At 43.5% G+C, this 19,538-nt stretch carries 21 protein-coding genes; 9 read left to right on the top strand and 12 right to left on the bottom strand.

The genetic code is table 11. The features are described from left to right. Positions 1 to 29: 29 nt before the first annotated feature. Entirely contained in the window at positions 30 to 371 is a 342-nt protein-coding gene (locus tag FKV70_RS09415; protein ID WP_142612667.1) for a zinc ribbon domain-containing protein YjdM, read from the top strand. Positions 372 to 504: 133 nt separating this feature from the next. Here FKV70_RS09415 and FKV70_RS09410 read toward each other — a convergent pair whose 3' ends face one another. After that, complete coding sequence (locus tag FKV70_RS09410; RefSeq protein WP_142612666.1) at positions 505 to 1,260, bottom strand: AIM24 family protein; 756 nt, start codon at positions 1,258 to 1,260, stop codon at positions 505 to 507. A gap of 254 nt (positions 1,261 to 1,514) precedes the next feature. On the opposite strand from FKV70_RS09410, the gene FKV70_RS09405 reads away from it, so the two are divergent. Beyond that, a complete protein-coding gene (locus FKV70_RS09405) occupies positions 1,515 to 2,567 on the top strand; it encodes an LLM class flavin-dependent oxidoreductase (RefSeq protein WP_142612665.1) in 1,053 nt (350 codons plus the stop codon). Between the two features lie 125 nt (positions 2,568 to 2,692). Here FKV70_RS09405 and FKV70_RS09400 read toward each other — a convergent pair whose 3' ends face one another. The 4 genes from FKV70_RS09400 to FKV70_RS09385 all read right to left on the bottom strand — a co-directional run bounded on the left by FKV70_RS09400 (position 2,693) and on the right by FKV70_RS09385 (position 5,979). Further along, on the bottom strand, positions 2,693 to 3,208 hold the full coding sequence (locus FKV70_RS09400; protein ID WP_142612743.1) for a DUF1036 domain-containing protein: 516 nt from the start codon (positions 3,206 to 3,208) through the stop codon (positions 2,693 to 2,695). A gap of 81 nt (positions 3,209 to 3,289) precedes the next feature. Beyond that, positions 3,290 to 4,798: an aminotransferase class V-fold PLP-dependent enzyme gene (locus FKV70_RS09395; protein ID WP_142612664.1), complete on the bottom strand. Its 1,509-nt coding sequence runs from the start codon at positions 4,796 to 4,798 to the stop codon at positions 3,290 to 3,292. Positions 4,799 to 4,933: 135 nt separating this feature from the next. Then, positions 4,934 to 5,410 (bottom strand): DsrE/DsrF/DrsH-like family protein, encoded by a 477-nt coding sequence (locus tag FKV70_RS09390; protein WP_063207532.1) that lies wholly within the window; start codon positions 5,408 to 5,410, stop codon positions 4,934 to 4,936. A gap of 116 nt (positions 5,411 to 5,526) precedes the next feature. Continuing rightward, positions 5,527 to 5,979 carry a phosphoinositide-specific phospholipase C-related protein gene (locus FKV70_RS09385; RefSeq protein WP_142612663.1) on the bottom strand — a complete coding sequence of 151 codons (453 nt, stop codon included), beginning with the start codon at positions 5,977 to 5,979 and terminating at the stop codon, positions 5,527 to 5,529. Positions 5,980 to 6,060: 81 nt separating this feature from the next. Between FKV70_RS09385 and FKV70_RS09380 the strand changes: the two genes are divergently transcribed. The 3 genes from FKV70_RS09380 to FKV70_RS09370 all read left to right on the top strand — a co-directional run bounded on the left by FKV70_RS09380 (position 6,061) and on the right by FKV70_RS09370 (position 9,330). Further along, positions 6,061 to 6,567: a hypothetical protein gene (locus FKV70_RS09380; protein WP_142612662.1), complete on the top strand. Its 507-nt coding sequence runs from the start codon at positions 6,061 to 6,063 to the stop codon at positions 6,565 to 6,567. A gap of 295 nt (positions 6,568 to 6,862) precedes the next feature. Continuing rightward, positions 6,863 to 7,822, top strand: a complete 960-nt coding sequence (locus FKV70_RS09375) for a radical SAM protein (protein ID WP_142612661.1) — start codon at positions 6,863 to 6,865, stop codon at positions 7,820 to 7,822. A gap of 533 nt (positions 7,823 to 8,355) precedes the next feature. Further along, the gene (locus tag FKV70_RS09370; protein WP_142612660.1) at positions 8,356 to 9,330 is read left to right on the top strand and encodes an aldo/keto reductase family protein; all 975 of its coding nucleotides are present in this window, start codon (positions 8,356 to 8,358) and stop codon (positions 9,328 to 9,330) included. Here the strand turns inward: FKV70_RS09370 and FKV70_RS09365 are convergent. From FKV70_RS09365 to FKV70_RS09340, 5 genes are all read right to left on the bottom strand, one after another. After that, positions 9,327 to 9,722 carry a hypothetical protein gene (locus FKV70_RS09365; RefSeq protein ID WP_142612659.1) on the bottom strand — a complete coding sequence of 132 codons (396 nt, stop codon included), beginning with the start codon at positions 9,720 to 9,722 and terminating at the stop codon, positions 9,327 to 9,329. The genes FKV70_RS09370 and FKV70_RS09365 overlap by 4 nt on opposite strands. Positions 9,723 to 9,910: 188 nt before the next feature. Then, on the bottom strand, positions 9,911 to 11,851 hold the full coding sequence (locus FKV70_RS09355; RefSeq protein ID WP_142612658.1) for an ABC transporter permease: 1,941 nt from the start codon (positions 11,849 to 11,851) through the stop codon (positions 9,911 to 9,913). Next, a complete protein-coding gene (locus tag FKV70_RS09350; protein WP_142612657.1) occupies positions 11,841 to 12,602 on the bottom strand; it encodes an ABC transporter ATP-binding protein in 762 nt (253 codons plus the stop codon). Before FKV70_RS09350 ends, FKV70_RS09355 begins: the two co-directional genes overlap by 11 nt. Positions 12,603 to 12,703: 101 nt before the next feature. Next, complete coding sequence (locus tag FKV70_RS09345) at positions 12,704 to 13,708, bottom strand: sensor histidine kinase (RefSeq protein WP_142612656.1); 1,005 nt, start codon at positions 13,706 to 13,708, stop codon at positions 12,704 to 12,706. Further along, positions 13,701 to 14,396 (bottom strand): response regulator transcription factor, encoded by a 696-nt coding sequence (locus tag FKV70_RS09340; protein WP_063207513.1) that lies wholly within the window; start codon positions 14,394 to 14,396, stop codon positions 13,701 to 13,703. Before FKV70_RS09340 ends, FKV70_RS09345 begins: the two co-directional genes overlap by 8 nt. 166 nt (positions 14,397 to 14,562) lie before the next feature. On the opposite strand from FKV70_RS09340, the gene FKV70_RS09335 reads away from it, so the two are divergent. Both FKV70_RS09335 and FKV70_RS09330 read left to right on the top strand, forming a co-directional pair. Next, positions 14,563 to 15,192, top strand: a complete 630-nt coding sequence (locus FKV70_RS09335) for a YfbR-like 5'-deoxynucleotidase (protein WP_063207510.1) — start codon at positions 14,563 to 14,565, stop codon at positions 15,190 to 15,192. A 180-nt stretch (positions 15,193 to 15,372) separates the two neighbouring features. Continuing rightward, complete coding sequence (locus FKV70_RS09330) at positions 15,373 to 16,359, top strand: aldo/keto reductase (protein ID WP_142612655.1); 987 nt, start codon at positions 15,373 to 15,375, stop codon at positions 16,357 to 16,359. A 114-nt stretch (positions 16,360 to 16,473) separates the two neighbouring features. Here the strand turns inward: FKV70_RS09330 and FKV70_RS09325 are convergent, their stop codons facing one another. Both FKV70_RS09325 and FKV70_RS09320 read right to left on the bottom strand, forming a co-directional pair. Continuing rightward, positions 16,474 to 16,632, bottom strand: a complete 159-nt coding sequence (locus tag FKV70_RS09325; RefSeq protein ID WP_280115067.1) for a spore coat protein — start codon at positions 16,630 to 16,632, stop codon at positions 16,474 to 16,476. A 73-nt stretch (positions 16,633 to 16,705) separates the two neighbouring features. Then, entirely contained in the window at positions 16,706 to 18,244 is a 1,539-nt protein-coding gene (locus tag FKV70_RS09320) for an FAD-dependent oxidoreductase (protein ID WP_142612654.1), read from the bottom strand. Positions 18,245 to 18,397: 153 nt separating this feature from the next. On the opposite strand from FKV70_RS09320, the gene FKV70_RS09315 reads away from it, so the two are divergent. Together FKV70_RS09315 and FKV70_RS09310 are read left to right on the top strand one after the other, a co-directional pair. Further along, positions 18,398 to 19,066, top strand: coding sequence for a hypothetical protein (locus tag FKV70_RS09315; protein WP_142612653.1), 669 nt, complete (start codon positions 18,398 to 18,400; stop codon positions 19,064 to 19,066). A gap of 70 nt (positions 19,067 to 19,136) precedes the next feature. Further along, entirely contained in the window at positions 19,137 to 19,493 is a 357-nt protein-coding gene (locus tag FKV70_RS09310) for a nucleotide excision repair endonuclease (RefSeq protein WP_142612652.1), read from the top strand. The last annotated feature ends 45 nt before the right edge of the window (positions 19,494 to 19,538 follow it).

Here is a 19,538-nt window from a genome sequence, read left to right as displayed (position 1 = left end):
ATTTGAAAATGAATGGGGTACATAATACGATGTCTAATTTACCAAATTGTCCCGAGTGTAATTCAGAATATACTTATGAGGACCGCAGTCTGTTCATTTGTCCGGAATGCGCTCATGAGTGGTCTGCCGAGTCAGACGCTGATAGCAGCGAAGATGTAAAAGTCGTCAAAGATGCGAATGGTAACATTCTGAAGGATGGCGACTCTGTAACCGTCATTAAAGACCTTAAAGTGAAGGGAAGCTCTTCCGTCCTAAAAATTGGCACCAAAGTGAAAAACATCCGTCTGGTAGAAGGCGACCACGATATTGATTGCAAAATTGATGGTTTTGGAGCAATGAAGCTAAAATCTGAGTTTGTTAAAAAGAATTAAAGTGTACAGCAGAGAAACTGTTCAGTTCCAACTGTTCAGCTTCATGAAGATAAAAAAGGAGAGGCCCTCGGCTTCTCCTTTTTTATTAGCATTTGGCGTTATTGGATTTCCAACGCTCAGACCCACAGAGGTGTCACAATGGTGCTAGCCATACGGTTCCGGTTCCCCTGTATACATTAACCAGCCCTTCGCCGGAAGCGGCCGAGCCCATTTTGGTTTTCCCTGATTTTTCGACGGTGAACTGTAGGGTGTTGGACCACATAAGGGCAAAGTTGCCATCCACCTTGAGCACATCATTTTGCAATTCGATAACGACTGCTTCATCAGAAGGGATCGGCGCTTGAAGTGCCAGCACTCCTTTTCCACGGGCGCTTAAATTAAATAACCCTTCTCCGCCCAGTGCAGCAGAAGAAAGATTACTGCGTGCAACGACGGATATGTCCAGCGTGGTATCGCAAGCTAAAAACAATCCGTCTTCGATGGCAATGTCATCATGATCGACATCAATAAGCCAAATATATTGGTAGGTAGGCTCCAGCATGATGGTACCTGTGCCTCTATAGTGCGGCTTAATGGCACCTGTCCCTGTCACAGCACCGGACACCAAGTTTCGCATTAAGCCTCCGACACCTTTTATACCCGTAGTCATTTCCATGTTGCCCACAGTATATTGCATCGCTCCTGCCTTCATCATAATCTCACTGTTGTTGATTTCAATCATGAGCTGCTTGCGACGCATGTTACTTTTGCTCATATAGTAATTGTCTTTCGCCTCCGCAACCGAGGTGCAGCTCAAATCTGTTATGTATTCCAGTACCGTGAATCCACCTAATTGATCAGTGATGGCAACATTGCTGTTATCCTTTAAATTATTAATAACAAAAGCCATAGTGTAAGTGCCTCCTTGTTGTTTTCATGGTGTGGGGATAGCCATCTTCTTTATTCCATACCATATTCGACAAAGAGAAATTTTTTCCTGCGGCGAATCTTGGCACTTTTCTCGCCTGATTTTCAGACTTGGAAAAGGAGAGCTTGAAAAAGATGCGAAAAAGGTTCAATATAAAGATATCGGTTTTTAAAATGATTTGTTTCAACAACGACCGAATGTGAACGAAACGAAACATACAATAGGGGGTAGGATAAGTGGAAATAGGTATAAGTACATTTGTAGAAACAACGCCGGATCCCCAAACCGGTGAGGCCATCAGTCACGCACAACGGATACGTGAAGTGGTCGAGGAAATTGTGCTCGCTGATCAGGTAGGGCTGGATGTGTACGGTGTGGGGGAGCATCATCGTAAAGATTATGCCGCATCTGCTCCGGCGGTTATACTGGCTGCGGCGGCGGCACAGACCCAGCGAATTCGCCTAACCAGTGCGGTGACGGTGCTTTCATCGGATGACCCGGTGCGTGTGTTTCAGGACTTTGCTACACTGGACGGTATTTCGAATGGACGAGCTGAGATTATGGCAGGTCGGGGTTCTTTTATCGAATCGTTCCCGTTGTTTGGATATGACCTCGACAACTACGATGAGTTGTTTGATGAAAAGCTGGAACTTTTATTGAAAATACGGGAATCTGAGAAAGTCACCTGGAAAGGCGGACATCGGCCCGCAATTAACAATTTAGGCGTATATCCGCGTCCGGTGCAAAATCCTTTGCCAGTATGGATCGGAAGTGGAGGTAATCAGGAATCTGTGGTTCGTGCGGGCTTGCTTGGATTGCCGTTGGTGCTTGCTATTATTGGAGGCAGCCCGATGCAGTTTGCACCCTTGGTGGAATTGTACAAAAAGGCAGCTAAGCACGCAGGTCATGATGCATCGCTGCTTCCGGTTGCGTCCCACTCCCATGGTTTTATCGCGGAAACGACCGGGCTTGCAGCGGAAAAGTTTTTCCCCTCCACGCAGCAGAGCATGAATGTGCTTGGGCGTGAACGCGGGTGGGGACCTTACACTCGTTCCAGCTTCGATGCTGCGCGTAGCTTTGAAGGGGCATTGTATGTAGGCGATCCCGATACGGTTGCTAATAAAATTATTCACCTCCGTAAGCAAGTAGGCATTACACGTTTTCTGTTGCACGTACCTGTCGGCACGATGCCGCATGATGATGTCATGAGAGCTATTGAGCTATTGGGAACCGAGGTAGCGCCACGGGTTCGTGAGGAGATAACCAAGTGGGAATCCGAGAGCAAATAAGCGGATTGAACTCAGCATAGAGAAAAGAGAAAGGAGCAGACCATAAGCGATAAGGTCGCTCCTTTTAATATAAAAAATAGTTCTGCTTTAGATCTCCTGCCATATTGCCTTTTTGGAATTCTACATCATTTCTTTCTCAGCTTTGTGGGTACGGCAACACGCTTGGATGATAAAGGTTTTCCTTGTTTTAGTTTTTTAGCCTTTCTAGGTATTCTTACGATTAAGGAGCCTTTTGTGCTTTGTTTGGAAGGCAAGGCTAAGCGGATATTCCCAGCTTGAGGTGCGCTTTGGCTAGAGCTGGTAATCAGGTTGATGGTGTAACTTGCGTAGATTGAACTTACAGGAATCCGCCGCATACCTAAATTTCTACAGGTTGTACATCCTACGTTCCAACACCAATGGAAGGCTTGGCTAGGAAGCTGGGTAAAATAGGAGCCTGACCATGTGCGTCCAAAGCTACTTTCGGCATAGTAATAGAACGTATTACCTCCGGCATATCCACTCCAAACCTCTATTGTCTGCCCAGGATCTACACGATACCAGCCAATCTTGGCATAGTTAACAGGACTGCAGCTGAAGTTTGGATAAGCGTAAGCAATATAGATAGCGGCATTAGTACTGTTACGAAAATTAAGACCCATTGTCGTCACTTCTTTCCTCATATAGTAATCTTACAGTGTATCCTATGAGGATTTTGAGAGAGGGGAACGGACAGAAGTCTTTTAATCACTAAAATTGAACCATTTGCCGATGTCTATTTTGTTATGTTCATTCATAGATTGCCATTCGTTTGATTGCGGTTGATAGGTATAATCTTTTTGCCAGACCCTAATGTTTTCCACGATAGCCCGTATGGCGGAGACCATATAGGAGACCTCCTGATTCGTCATCATGGGATGGAGCGATAGACGCACCCAGCCTGGTTTCCGTGATAAGTCTCCCGTATGGATCAGGTCTGTCATTTGCTTAGATGCTTGCTGGTCGATACCGAGCAAATAATGTCCATAGGGGCCAGCACATGAACAGCCACCTCGGACCTGAATGCCAAACCGGTCATTTAGCAGTTTTACAATCAGGTTATAGTGGATATGGCCGATAACAAAAGAAACGATTCCCAGCCGATCTTGGCTGCTTCCCCCCAAAATGTGCAGACCGGGTATGGTGCTCAAGCTTTTTAGCAATAATGAGGTCAGCTCCTTTTTACGCTCCGATATGCGGTTGTATCCCATTTGTTCCTTCAACTGAATACAGAATGCGGTTCGAACAGCCTGTAAAAAAGGGGGTGTCCCTCCATCCTCACGGGCTTCAATACTATTTTTATACTCGTATCCCCCCCAGGGATTGGTCCAACTTACCGTGCCGCCTCCGGGCTGATCGGGAGCATAATTGAGACACAGCCGCGAATCCATGATGAGAACGCCGCTTGTGCCGGGGCCACCAAGAAACTTGTGAGGAGAAAATACAATCCCGTCCAGTTTCTCAAGGGGATCTGTAGGATGCATGTCGATTTCCGTATAAGGTGCGCTTGCTGAAAAATCAACAAAGCATACGCCGCCATGTTCATGCATTTTGCGGGATAGCTGGTGAATCGGCACTTCGAAGCCTGTAACATTGGAGCAGGCGGTAAAAGCACCAATCTTGACCGGGCGATGCCTAAATTGAAGCAGCAGTCGTTCAAGATGAGCTGGATCAACCATTCCATCAGCACCCGGAGGGATACACACCACCTCTCCCATGGTTTCTGCCCAGGAAATATGATTGGAATGATGCTCCATGTGAGTAACGAAAATAACGGGGCGTTCTTTTTCGGTGATGGGGTAGAGGGAGGTTAATTTTTCATGTATCTTCAATCCTAATAGTCGCTGAAGCTTGTTCACCGCACCTGTCATCCCCGACCCGGCGAATAGGATGATATCATGTTCGTTGGCATGAACGTGGTTCTTAATGATTTGTTTCGCCTTTTCATAGGCTTGGGTCATCAAAGTGCCTGTCAAATTAGACTCCGTATGCGTGTTCGCCACGAATGGACCTAATTCATAAGCTATTTTCGACTCGATGGGTCCATACAGGCGACCGCTGGCTGCCCAATCCGCATAAATCAGCTGTTTAAGCCCATATGGAGTTTCAAAGGTCTGGTGATAACCGATTGTATTTTCGCGATACTTTTGGAAATGAGCCTCGTTAGAAGGCTGATACCTACAGTTATTACTTCCGATTCGAGCCATGAGCATACGGCGCCTCCCAAGTCGTTCTGTCTTCTTAGGGTACGTAGATAGGCCAGAATAGGTTAAAAAAAATGGGCGAATGTCATCATTTAGTCAAAATAAAAAGCCTTATCCAACAGTAGGATAAGGCATGAGTATATATTAGATAAAAAGCTGCATATCCGATTCGAGCGCATCCTTCAGATACGTTTTGGCCTCGATAATTTCCAGTTCAGGTATGAATTCTTCCGGTTTAAAGCCCATAATATCCACCGATAGCTTGCAGGCATAAAATTTGACGTTTTTCTTCCGGGCTCCTTTCAGGAAATGAATCAGCTTCGGTGCCTCATTGTCTTCCAGCATTTCCGTCAGCATCAGCTTGCCCAGACCGCTAAAATTCATATGGGACAGCGGCATGGATTCAGGCCCTTTGGGAGTCATCAAATCCATCAGTTTCTCGTAAAGGGTCTTGTCCTCTAGCGTCATTTTATCAGGATCACGAACCAATGATAATCCCCAGAACGCAAAAAACATCGTAACCTCGACATCCAGCTCCCGAGCTGTATTGGCCAAAATCAGCCCAGCCATTGCTTTATCATAATCGCCGCTGAACATCAGCAGATTCATTCTTTTGTTCATAATTTTTCCGCCTCCATTACCAACAGATATACTCAGTATGGATTTGGAAATGAGAACTATGCCCAGTTCACATATTGATCACAATTGTGGAGGGGATTGTGTGCTAGAAGTAATGCCTAATCAAAAGTTAAATTATCCTTTGACTTATCTGTATTTAATTCTACTAGCCACAGGCCATCTGTGTTTTTGGATAGAAAAACCATATCGTATTCTTCACCTTTTTGTATTACATGAGTAAGGACTTTATAGGTGTCATTAGACATTTTTTTACTGTCAACAATGGTGAAAGAAGATACTGAGCTTGCTTTAACCGATTGACGGAATTCTTCTAGAGGAATTGACGATTTGTTAGAGAGTAGACTAAGGGCTTTGTCGCTATCTTTCTTTTTTATGGCTTCCAAGTAATCTTTAACAGGTTGGAAAACCTCCACATTTTTGGGGTCCTCTTTTTTTATTTGCTTGGTAGTAGCAGGTACTTGATTATCAACAGACGGGGGGTGACCACATCCAGAGAGTAATCCTACAGGTAGTATAGCAGCAATAAGACAGAATATAACTTTTTTTACCATATTTCACCTTCCTTTTTGGTATATTCTATGTATTATAACATATGTGATCAAAAAAACAATTTAAAGGATGATATTATGTTAGTGAATAGAGCTTTGAAAAAGGTACTGGTAGCAACTCTTTTAGGGAGTGTGCTCATTCCGTCAGCAGCCTTTGCTGAGTCGGACTATGAAAAGCAACTAGATCAGCAATACGGGCCTGAAAATGGCTATTCCACTTTTTATAATGCTCCACTCCATGATGAAAAAACTTTACAGTCTGTGCAACCTTCAAGTACAGGGTTCAAATGGTCCGCAAATTATGAAGTAACTACTCATTATCAAATTCCACGTAATATTCCAGTGAGCAATGGCGAGAGTATTCAGGTTATTTCAACAAGCTCTAGGAATACTGGTAGTAATTCAACTTATGATTTAGGAATGGAGTATTATGACTCTTGGGCTGGAGGATGGTATGGAAGCAATAGTATGACTAAAACAGCTGATGTGGGTAGTACCTCTTATCTACATTGGGAGCATATGGACGGTAAAGATTATCGAGTGCGGGTAAAAGGGAATGTAAAAGGATCAATGACTGTGAATGTTTATTAATTAGTTTAAGAAGCCTAGGATCAAAGACACAATATTAACCTACATAAATTATATGATCTTGAACTTCGAAAATTCATATCAAATTATCTGGAATTATAAAATAATCCGTTTATCTAATAAAGGTCGTCCTTTGCACATAAATGTGAAGGATGACCTTTATTATGATGGTTTAGATAGTCATTTTCTGCTCTTATACTCCTACCGTTACCAATGTCATATCTCTGAACTGCTTCCATTCTGTATAATCTCAAGGGAATTCAAGACACAAGCCTGAGATCGGGAGGACAATAAGAAAGTGAGTATAGAGAATAAATATAAAGCACTTGAACTGGAGAAGCCGGGTATCTATGAGCTGGAGGGGCTGGAAGTCGGGGTTACCTCTAATTGCAACTTCAAGTGTGATTACTGCTGTGCATATCAGCGGAACGATGGACAATGTATCAGCAGCAAAGAGGTCATAGGTATCATTGATGATATTCCAACGTTAAAGCGTGTGCGACTGTCCGGGGGTGAAGTAACCCTGAAGTATGAGGATTGTCTGGACATCGTGGCTCACTGTACGAGCAAGGGAATTGCTACCCAGCTCAATACCAATGCGAGTTTGCTCAGCCCTGAACGAATTGAGAAGTTGCGTGACGCGGGACTTTCCAATATTCATATCTCTTTCAACTTCACGGATGCCGATAAATATGCAGCCTATTATCATGTTCACCCTCGTATGTATGAGAAAATCGTGCAAAATATTCGGTTGTGTACCGAAGCCAAGCTGGAAACAGTGCTGGAGACTTTGCTTTTTGAAGAGACGCAGAACAACATGCCAGCGATCAGTAAAAAAGTCTACGAACTCGGTGTGCGCATCCATGAAATCCAAAACAGCATCGTGATGGATCATACAAACTGGAACGCTATCTCCACCAAGGCGGCACTCATCCGTTCCGTGCATGACCTCATCGCACATAAAAAGGACGATACCGTGCTGTATTTCACCTGTATGGACCGTTTTGCTGAGGCGCTGGGGTTCAAGGAGCAGCCAGGTGTTTATTTTTCCAACTGTGTTGACGGTAAGAAGCAGCTTCATCTTCATGGGAACGGTGATATCCTAATCTGTGAACTATGTCATCCAGTGGTCATCGGTAATATTTATAACGGAACGTCCTTAAAGGATATTTACAAAAATAAGCCGAAGCAGCTTCAGGAGTTTCTCGACAAACTGCCTTGTCCTGCATATGATGCGCTTTTTCCGAATGGGATTTAAGAGAGTTTTATTATTACTGATAACATATCCATATGGTTAATATTACTTAACAACAGAATGGCTTAGATGGGCGGTCGGCTAATCTCCTGCAAAGGAAGGTGATGCCTGTGGAGGTTAAAGATGCTCTGACATTAATGATGATGTTCGGACGCTGGTTATTGCGTTAATTGGATTATCGTCACAATTGTTATTGCGTTGAACCAAAACAAAAAGAAATAGACCGCCCTCGGACAAGGTAAACGGTCTATTTCTTCACTGATCTAAATCCATAGCCGACCGCCCTTAAAAGCGGCTGTTGCTAAAGAGCAAGGCTGTTCAAGCATCCTTGCTCTTTATTTATTGTGTTCTTCTTAACTATATTTTATCACAGCTTTATCAGCGTTTACAATGCGGAAAAGCCAAATGAGGTAACCAACTTCACCATAAATAGAGGCTTAGCAGTAATGAAGTCAGACCCTTATTATTTGTTTTAATGAAAGGGTTTACATGCTAAAATATATCAATGTAAACTTCTTATGAAAGAAGGAGTAGATATGAAATATAGAAATGTCGGCAATAGCGGTCTTAAAATTAGTGAAATCGGGTTGGGAAGTTGGCTAACGTACGGTACAGCCGCCGAGCAGGAAGCTGCTCATACCTGTATTGCCAAAGCTTTTGAACTTGGCATCAATTTCTTTGATACCGCAAACGCGTATAACCGTGGAAAAGGTGAGAAGGCTATGGGAGCGGCATTGAAGCCTTATCGCAGAGAGAGCTATGTGCTTTCTACCAAGGTGTACTTTCCTATGGATTCCGGTCCCAATGACAGGGGATTGTCTCGCAAGCACATTATGGAGCAATGTGAGGCGAGTCTAAAGCGCCTCGGCACGGATTATATCGACATTTACTTCTGCCATCGTTATGATCCAGAAACTCCGTTGGAAGAGACACTGCGGGCGCTAGATGATCTTCAGGCTCAAGGTAAGATCTTGTATGCTGCGGTCAGTGAATGGAGTGCCGCCCAGCTCACGGATGCCTATGGCATTGGGAAAAGGCTGAATCTGCGCCCGCTGATTGCCAATCAGCCGATCTATAATATGTTCGAGCGTTATATCGAACATGAGGTACTTCCCGTATCCGAGCAGGTAGGCATCGGTCAGATTGTATTTTCGCCGCTGGCCCAAGGCATCCTCACGGGTAAATACAAGCCGGGACAGCCTATGCCGACGGGCAGCCGCGGAGCTGATGCGTCTGTCAATAACGTCATCAGCAGTTACATGAACGACACCATCCTGAGCTGTGTTCAGGAACTGGATCAGCTGGCAAAGGACTTGGGTGTCACCCTGTCACAACTTGCGCTTGCCTGGATTTTGAGAGAACCGGGGATCAGCGCTGCACTGATTGGGGCTACTAAACCAGCACAGATCGAGGAAAATGTGAAAGCAGTCGAGGTGACGCTGCAATCGGAGACTTGCGCAAAAATTGAGCAGATTCTGAAGCAAGTAGAGGGATTTGCGCCTTTGCGTTAGCTTGCTTCAAGCACGGCATAGATCCCTGAAACCACACTAAATGCAATCCCGCTCACTAAAACGAGGATTTGCTTCTTACTGAGGTCCAGTGGATCAAAAAAGAAGGGCAACAGCCATTTTAGACTAATGACAGCCCATAGACCTTCTGCCAATCCTAGAATCAATACCTTTTGCCCCCAGTGAAGCTTCATCTGCGGTGTTAGCGGACCTTCAAGAAACAGGTCACCTGAAGTATGAATATTCCAAGAAACGATAACTACGAATATCACAAGCGTTAATAGTGTTGACATAATATAAGTGATGTCTTTTTTAGCCTTGTTCGTGAGCTTTGGCGATTTTTTAAACTCAGGAAAGCCGATCAGGAAAAAGACGATGCCTACGATTATAGCCACCCCTACAGAGGAACCGAGTATAATATTTGCTGCCATGCCGATGCCATTGATGATGAATAATAATATAAGCTCTCCCCCTTTGGGGTTACGATGATAGTTATTTTATTGTACACGCAGGAACGAAAATGCTCAAATACTTGGAAAAGCCCCTGGCACTTTTGCCAGGGGACATTTTGAATTTTGGTCGATTATAATGCGGATTTAATGACCTTTTTATAATACAGAATGGATAGCACCCCGAAAATGGAGTATAAGGCAGTGTATAGCACCATTACGATGATCATAGGCATCCAAACTTCGGTTCCAAACATGAACCAGCCAGATTGGACGGCGAAATAGCTGTGTGATAGACCGATCACTAACGGAATGCCGAAGTTAAAGAGTTGTTTGATTTTAATGCCTCGCAGCAGGTCGCTCTGGGTGAACCCCAACTTTCTCAACACAGTATAATTGGACTTTTCGTCTTCGCTCTCATCCATTTGCTTAAAATAAAGGATGCAGCCTGATGTAATAAGAAAAGTAAGTCCCAAAAAGCCAACTACAAACATGATCACTCCCATATTGCTCTTCTGATTGCTGCTCATTTCAAGCTGTGATGTTTGTTGATCGTTAAAATTCGCAGCTGCAAACAGGCGATCGGCCTCTTTGATCTGTGCTGCATTTAATATATCAATTCCGATATATAGGGATGACTTCTTCTGAATCTTAGGATTTACGTCTTTCTTTAACCGCTCAAAGATGGTTTCGTCTACAATGGCAGTGGGTAGTCCTCCGACTGTAAAATAGTAAGGAATGACATAATCCCTTTTTAGACCTACATATTGTTGATGTATAACTTCTGTTTTTCCCTTCAAATCCAGGGGACCAAAATTTTTCAAGGACATAAATTTCTGTAAAAAATCATTATAGCCTGTTAAAATCGTCTGTCCTGGAGATACATCCGTATCCTCCACAGATTGATCGCTAATGACAGGCAGTATCGTGGAATCCGCACCGACATTTAGATCTTTCGGCGGAGTCTCCATGATTTGCGCTGCGTTTACACTGACTTGAATCACTTCAATTTTCTTTTCTCGATACTTTATATCATGCTCATGAAGTAAAGTCTTGAATTTCTCTGCATCTGGTATGTTCGTCATCGCAAAATGGGAAGGTACATTCTCCTCAGCTGCTTGATCGGCAGAATAATAGGCAATATAGCTTAAGGAGAGCAACCCAATGGCGAGTGCAGATACGGTTGTAATAATGGTCAGCAACAAAGCATTAGATTTCATGCGGAACATGATAGATGAGAGAGACAGTACCTCATGAATGTTTAAGTAGCCGCCTTTGCTTTTTCTGATCATATTGGAAATAAAGCGGATGGACCCTTTATAAAAAAGAAGTGTTCCGATGATGACAGAACCTAAAATAAATACCATCGCCATAAATAGTTCATTTAAGGAGGTAAAGTCACCACCAAATAATCTGGAGGAAACATAATATCCCAAAGCGATAAGCGAGATGCCCATGATCCCGATGACCATCTCAAAAATCGTTATTTTCTTGATTTTCCCTTCGGTAGTTGAGGTTACTCGGAACAAAGATAAAATACTTTGTCTTTTGATAAAAGAGTAATTCATGACCATGATCAGCAAGTAGATGGCAACAAAAACGATGAGTGTTTGGGTCAGTGCTTGGATAGAGAAATATAGAGTGGCAATGGCTTCGACGCCTGTCGTCTTAAATAAGATCATGATCACTAATTTGGAAAAAGAAAATCCAATTCCAATTCCAACGAAAAGAGAACCAAAGTATAAAATTAAGTTTTCAGCACTTAAAATGCGAAAGATTTTGCTTTTTGTCATCCCGATTAATTGAAATAAGCCAATTTCTTTGCTTCGTCTCTTTATAAAAATATTATTGGCATACATCAGGAAAATGCAGACAATAGCAACCAGTAAAACGTTGGCTGCCCGTATGGAAGCTGCACCTTTAATAGAGCCCTTCACTTCGTCCATGGAGGGATCGTACTGTATGGTGACGAAAGCGAAATAGAGCGCAACACTGAAAATGAGAGCAAAAACATAGAGATAATAATTGCTCAGGTTTTTTTTCAGATTTTTTAGAATGAGTACATTAATGTTCATGTTGAACCCCACCTAAGACCGCTTGAGTTTTCATGATATCCTGGAAGAAGCTTTGTCTTTCCTGCATGCCTTTATGAAGCTGGGTATATACTTGCCCATCCTTAATAAATATGACGCGGCTACAATGGCTGGCTGCGACAGGATCATGCGTGACCATAATAATCGTGGCCTTGCGCTTTCGGTTCAGCTGACCTAGCTTGTTTAATAGATCGGAAGCCGACTTTGAATCCAGCGCCCCCGTAGGTTCATCGGCGAAAATAATCGTAGGCTCATGGATAAACGCTCTAGCCGCAGATGTACGCTGTTTCTGTCCGCCCGAGATTTCATTGGGATATTTGTCCTTGAGCTCATAAATCCCCAGTTCTGTAGCGACTTCCTGAAATCTTCGGTTAGCCTCTTTTTTAGGCGTTTTAGTGATAGATAGGGGCAAAAGGATATTCTCCTTCACGGTGAGCGTATCCAGCAGATTATACTCTTGAAAAATAAAGCCTAAATGCTGTTTGCGGAATTCAGCCAGTTGCTTTTCTTTCATTTTCGTCATTTCGATGTCATTGATTTTAATGGAACCGTGGCTTACTTTATCAATGGAGGAAAGGACATTTAGCAATGTGGTTTTACCTGAGCCAGAGGCTCCCATAATACTGACAAATTCCCCTTCTTCAATGACGATATCTATTCCCTTCAAAACCTCCTGCATATTTAGCTTATTACCATAGGTTTTATGAATTTTGTGGGCTTCTAAAATATTCACTTCATGCACTCCTTATTGTTCTTGTAGCCTTATTATAAAAACCGCGCTGATGTTTTTCCTTTGAATCGGCGAACAATACATAAAAGCATGTGACATCTCTGTCACATGCTCAGCATACTTACAAAATCATTTCGTTTGGGAAAAATTAAAGTGAAGGTAGTACCCGTGTTCGGTTTGGAGTGCACATCTATATGTATGAGCAAGGATTGTGCTGCCTTTTTCGCTAAATATAACCCCATGCCTGTTGAAGTATGATCAGAGTGTTGGGTTGTGGATGTAAAACCTTTCTCGAAAATGCGAGGTATATCCTTCGGATCAATTCCGCGCCCAAAGTCTTGAACCTCAAGCTGTATTCGGTCTCCCTGTTCATAGCTGTGAATGATAATATCACTGGCATCGCTATATTTGATGGCATTGGTTAAGAGCTGCCTGATGATAAAAGCCAGCCATTTGGCATCACTCAGCACTTCCATTTGCTCAAGCAGGATGTCAAAACCGATCCCCTTTTGGATGCACCATGACTGTAATGCTTTGATTTCTTTAAAAACGAGAGATTTAAGATCTATTTGCTCAATATACAAATCGTTTTCAATAAAAGATATGCGCTTCTGATGCAACTGTTGGTCCAGCAATAAATGAATTCGCAGCCATTCATAGGTTAGCTGAGCCTTAAGAGATTTGTCCTCCAGTCGCTCAATCATCAGATGCATGGCGGTTAAAGGTGTTTTTACCTCATGAATCCAGGATAACAGCTCATCTTTTTCATGTTCGAGGGTCAATTGATTTTGCGAGATGATCTGTTGTAATCGTTCGGTCTGATGGATTATTTTGTGTTCAATAATTCGCTCAAACGGACTCTCAGGTTCGCCCATGCCGGTTAATTCGAGGGAACCCTCCCATCCCTCCAGGGCCCGATAGAACTTGGTTTCCTTGGGATAGCGGACGATTAGAAAAACCGAAAAAACCAACATAGATAAGAAAACGACATACAGGATCGGCGTCAACGGGATTGCCGCATCCACATAAGCGATGAGAAGGATCAGCATTTGTTGGCATACAAATAATGCAATCCAGCTCCGCCTTTCTTTCAAGTATGCTCTAATCATAGGCAGGTGCCTCTTCGATGGCCATATAGCCTTGTCCCACCTTCGTTTCAATGAAACGGCCCAAATCCAGCTCATCCAGCTTTTTCCGCAGGCGATTCAAGTTGACAGTCAGGGTGTTGTCGCTGACAAAGCGTTCATCATCCCATAGGCTTTTAATTAACTCCTCCCGGGAGACAATTTTGTTCTTTTGCTCAATCAGCAGCTTTAATATATAAATTTCATTCTTGGTTAATTCGATGGAACCTGCCTCATGGGTCACGATATTCTTTTCGTAATCGACTGTGGCACCACACCAGGTTTTGAGGGAAGTGGGCTCTGTATTGTAATTGTATACGCGGCGAAGTGTCGCCTGTAATTTGGCAATCAGTACATCAAAATGGAAGGGCTTTTGGATAAAATCATCCGCCCCAAGCTGCATTGACATCACTATATCCGTAGGATGATCGCGCGATGATAAGAAGATAATCGGGACGTTAGAGTGAGATCGAATCATTCGACACCAATGGAAGCCATCAAATTTCGGCAACTGGATATCAATCACGACCAGATCAGGCTTTATCGTTGTGAATTCTTGAATGACTTTACTAAAATCCTGGATTCCATACACATCATAGGCCCATTGAGTTAACCTGTCCTTGATTTCATGGAACAAAGTTTGATCATCTTCAATCAGCAAGATTTTGAACAATGATTTCACCACTTTTTACATTTTTATATAAAGTGTATAGCAAAATTTGTGTATGTGCTATATGTGATCGATTCAACTTGATGTTGCGATAATCTGCTGTTAATAGTTGAGGTTTATAGTTGGTGTGTATCTGCAATCTCATAACGTTTAAAGGATGGATGTATGGATGGGGATTCACACCTATTTTCGATCGCTTAATGAGTTGGAAAGAATTATTCGTTGTCCGGGCAAGTTTAAATTCGAGGAACATAGTGTATCGGCTCATTCTTGGAAAGTAGTACAATATGCCAAAACGCTGGCTGATATTGAAGAGAGAAACGGTGTCCGAATTGACTGGAAAAAGCTATACGAGATTACCAGCAGTCACGATTACGGGGAGATTTTTATTGGAGACATTAAAACGCCTGTGAAGCATTCCTCCAAGGAACTGCGGCTATTAATCCAGCAGGTCGAAGAAGGCATGATTGAGTATTTTATTGAAGAGAATATTCCAGAGGATTTTAAAGCGATTTTCCGCAAACAGTTAAGAGAGGGTAAAGATGATTCGGTTGAAGGCTTAATTCTAGAGGTTGCGGATAAAATGGATCAGGTGTATGAAGCGTTTGCCGAGCTTCAGCGAGGGAATACCGAAAAGGAATTTGTCGTGATGTATCGCAATGCGCTTGTAAAAATCAAAAATATTAAATTAAAATGCGTCGAATATTTTTTGGAACATATCCTGCCAGATATGGTTAAGGAAGAGACGCCATCATCCATTGATATCAAAAAGATTACAGAAGAGGCCTTAGCACTGTAAATGAATTTCTTTACCTTCTTTCAGAAGCTATGAAGCGCTTCTGTTCATACATAATTACAAAATGAAAACAGCATGTCGAAATCCCACTTGACTTGAAGTTAACTTTAAGTAGTAACATACGGGATGTAACGTGGTGATTAGGAAATACGTAACTATTCTGACAATTTAGGAGTGATAGAATTGAAAAAGAAACAACTGGGTAACAGCGACCTTCAAGTATCTGCTCTAGGGCTGGGCTGCATGGGAATGTCCGAGTATTATGGTGAGTTGGATGATCAGGAATCAATCAAAACGCTTCATCGTGCGTTGGAGCTGGGAATCAACTTTTGGGATACTGCCGACACCTACGGTGTGGGAAAAAATGAAGAACTGATTAGCCAAGTTCTGCGCAGCCGGCGTGATGAAGTGGTGTTAGCTACCAAGTTTTCGATTATGCGCGGGGAAGATGGTGCATTTATGGGGGTAAGCGGCCGTCCCGAATATGTAAAACAGGCATGTGATCGCAGCCTGCAAAGATTGGGCGTAGATGTGATTGATTTATACTACCAACACCGTGTCGACCCCAATGTACCTATCGAAGAAACGGTAGGGGCGATGAGTGATCTGGTCCAAGCGGGAAAAGTCCGCTATCTGGGGCTATCTGAAGCGTCTCCTGCACTGATCAGACGCGCTCACAAGGTACATCCGATTACAGCACTGCAAACGGAATACTCCTTATGGAGCAGGGAAGCGGAAGATGAGGTTATACCGACATGTAAGGAGCTGGGCATCGAATTTGTGGCCTACAGTCCACTTGGCCGCGGCTTTTTGAGCGGACAAATTCAGAAGTTTGATGATTTCGCAGAAGATGATTTCCGTCGCACTGTGCCGCGTTTTCAGCCTGAAAATTTCCAAAAGAATCTGGATCTGGTGCAGCATGTTAAGGACCTAGCTGCTCAAAAAGGGGTCAAACCTTCTCAACTGGCTTTGGCCTGGCTGCTTGCGCAAGAGGGAATTGTACCGATTCCTGGCACCAAACGGGTTAAGTATTTAGAGGAAAATGCAGGAGCAGTTGATGTAGACTTGTCCACAGAAGAAATGGAGACGATTAACGCCATCATCCCCAAAGGCATGGCCGCAGGCCTTCGTTACCCGGCAGAGCGGATGCCAAATTGGCAAGCCGAATAATAGGATCATGATATAACTCACAAAGCCGTCTTTACACCAATTGGCGTGAAGGACGGCTTTGTCGTTTTCATAGATAAGCAAAGACGTGCTTCGTATAATGCCCACGGCATCCTGTTACAAAAAAACTGGAGCTTGTAATGCAGTGTTGATATTTTGCAGATCCATCGATAGCTGCTCGTTTACGTTCCATGGGTGATACCAGCCACGTTCAATCATGTACGTTGAAATTTGCTCATGCATATCAATAGCTTTGATTTGGACTTGGCTTATCATAGGATCACCTTACTTTTATGACTCTGAAAGGTATATTGTCCAGCATAACTAGGTTTATTCAGAAAGGGTCGTGCTATTCGGACTCAACCTTGCCAAGTGCTTTTTTAGCCGGCCCTTCAATGACTTCACCTTGATATGAATAGCGTGAGCCATGACAAGGGCAATCCCATGTTCTTTCCGCCTCGTTCCATTCGACTTCGCAGCCCATATGGGTGCACGTAGTGTCCACCAGGTGTAATGTTCCTTGTGGGTCTCGATATGCGCCCGCCCTTTTGCCGTTTACCCGGATGACTGCCCCTTCGTCTTGCTGGAGCTCTTCGGCTTTTTTATAGCTAATTTCCAGCTTCCCGGCAATCAAGTGCTTCGCTACATTCGCATTTTGGGTTACAAATGTTTTAATGTCAGGGTCTGCATGAAATCTTGAGGGGGTGAAAAGATCCCGGTACGGGCTTTCCTTTCTGGTTATCAGATCCGTATTTAATAAAGCTGCCGCGACACTTGTCGTCATCCCCCATTTTTTATAGCCCGTAGCAACGAGGATGTTAGAAACATCGGATAGTTCCTGCCCAATATAAGGGAGCTTGTCTAGCGTGTACAAGTCTTGGGCCGACCAGCGATAGACGATTTCCTTTAACCCAAATGTTTGCTCTGCGAACTTTTCTAATGCTTCGTAGTACTGAAATGTGCAGATTCCCTGGCCCGTTTTGTGGCCTTCGCCACCGATGATGACCATCGGTTCACCCTTTATTAGGACGGAGCGAAGCGAACGTTTTGGAGTTTCTGCACTTAGGTACATACCGCCCGGATAGGTTCTGTCGGTCTTGACGGCTAATACATAAGAGCGCTCGGCATGCAATCGCGCAAAATAAAGAGCGTTTGGATCATTGAACGGAAAATGAGAGGAGGAAACGACATGGTTGCAGGTTATTTTATATCCGTCGCTGGTATTAAGGGTGGCCGGGTTTCCTTGCTCCACACCAGCAACGGTGGTCTGCTCATAAATTTTTCCGCCTTGCTGAATGACTTGATTAGCCAGATACCTTAAGAAAGGAACAGGATTAAACTGAGCTTGATTTTCCATCATAATAGCTGCTTTAGTTGAAAAGGGTAGAGGCGTTTGTTCGACATACCTTCCTGGGATGCCAAGTTCCTTGTATGCTTTATATTCGTCGGCGATTTTTTCTACATGCGTATCTGCACATGTATAAACGTAGGCGTCTTCTTCTGTAAATTGACAATCGATATGATACTCTTCTACCGTTTGTCTGATAAATTGCAGAGCATCGCGGTTGGCTTCGTAATAGAGCCTGGTTTTCTCCTTACCAAAATGGGAGAGAAACTCGCTATAGATCAAATCATGTTGTGCGGTAATTTTGGCAGTTGTATGGCCCGTTGTTCCATGAAGTATCCGCCCTGCGTCGACGACCGCGACGTTTAGCCCTTTTTTTGAAAGTAAATAAGCAGTGGTGATACCAGTGATCCCCGCACCTACAATGGCAACATCCACCTGAATATCTTCACTAGGCTTGGGAAAACTGGGGATATCCGTTGAAGCTAACCAATATGATTCTGGAAATTGTGGAAAGGTGGCATGATTTTCATCTTGTTTCATTTTTCAACACCTCTTTGATAACAATTTATATATATTGTTATCATTGTAAGATTTTATATACCCCAAAAAGGGATACTTTCAGCCAGCTTTAATCTTGTTTTCAGCTTGACCGGGTACAATCAAGGCAATTTTCCCGGGGAGGATGCATAATTAATGAAAACGAAAATGAAAAAGAAGGTTTGGATTCCGGCAATCATCGCAGTTACGGTAGCGGCTCTACTCGTAATCTACTATTACTACATGTCCTCGGTTTCCGGTGGCAAGCCTGGCATGCGACCTCCGGGAGGCGGCAATCTACCAGAGCACATGGGCGGACGTCCCGGCGGAAAAGGTGGTGGGGGCAATGGAGAAATATTTAATACCTTAGGTACGATCTCTGTGTTCCTTGGAGCGGCATCTTTCTGTTGGTTCTGGTTTAAGAAGAAGCTGAGATCACCGTCAATGTTGGTTAGAAAAGCCGGGAAGTTGTTTCATTCCTTGCATAAACTGCTGGGTTGGGCGACCTTGATTCTTATTGCTGTTCACGGTGCCTATTTCCTGATTACTAAATTTCAAGATCACAAAACCTTTTCCGGACTGGCGGCTTTTTCCATTATACTGGCTATCTCCGGGTACGGCTTCTATATTAATAAGGTACGTAACAAGTGGATGCGAACCATCCATCGGATACTTGGACTGCTGTGGGTTCCCGTGTTGCTGCTGCATGTCGGCGGAACAGCAATTATAGCGGTCGTCTCCACCCTTGCTGTGGGGGGGCTTGTCTGGGCGCTCGAAGGAATGGCGGGAAGAACGACGAAACCTGTCCCGGGGGACACTCTATAATGTTATGGAATGGTGTTAACTTCATCTTTGTGGTAATATTTACACCTATATAGAATGAGGAAGTGACACAGTGATTAATATAACGATCCCAATTCCGGATATCACAATTACCAAACAGGCTAACCCTGAGCTTAGCCACATTTATGGCTTTACAGATTTCCATCTGATCCCTAGAGATAAAGCGGGTATCTTTATGTTCTACAACGCACAGGAGGAATTGCTGTTCGTTGGTAAAGCAAGAAAGCTCAGACCCAGAATCAAAAAGCATTTTGAAGATAACGTCTCTCCGATCAAGGCTTATCGGAACGAAGTAGCAATTATTGAGGTCTGTATTGTGGAAGATGCGGTAGATCGTGAAATTTATGAAACCTACATCATCAATTCGCAAAAGGCTAAATATAACGTTGAAAAAGTGTATTATAAGTAAAGAGAAGCGACTACGTTTTATGAAAAAAGAGCAATAAGCCGCAGT

Source organism: Paenibacillus ottowii (genome assembly GCF_006874425.1).
Taxonomy (GTDB): Bacteria; Bacillota; Bacilli; order Paenibacillales; family Paenibacillaceae; genus Paenibacillus; species Paenibacillus ottowii.
Note: the sequence above shows the minus strand (reverse complement) of the source record. Positions and strands in the feature narration are given on the sequence as shown.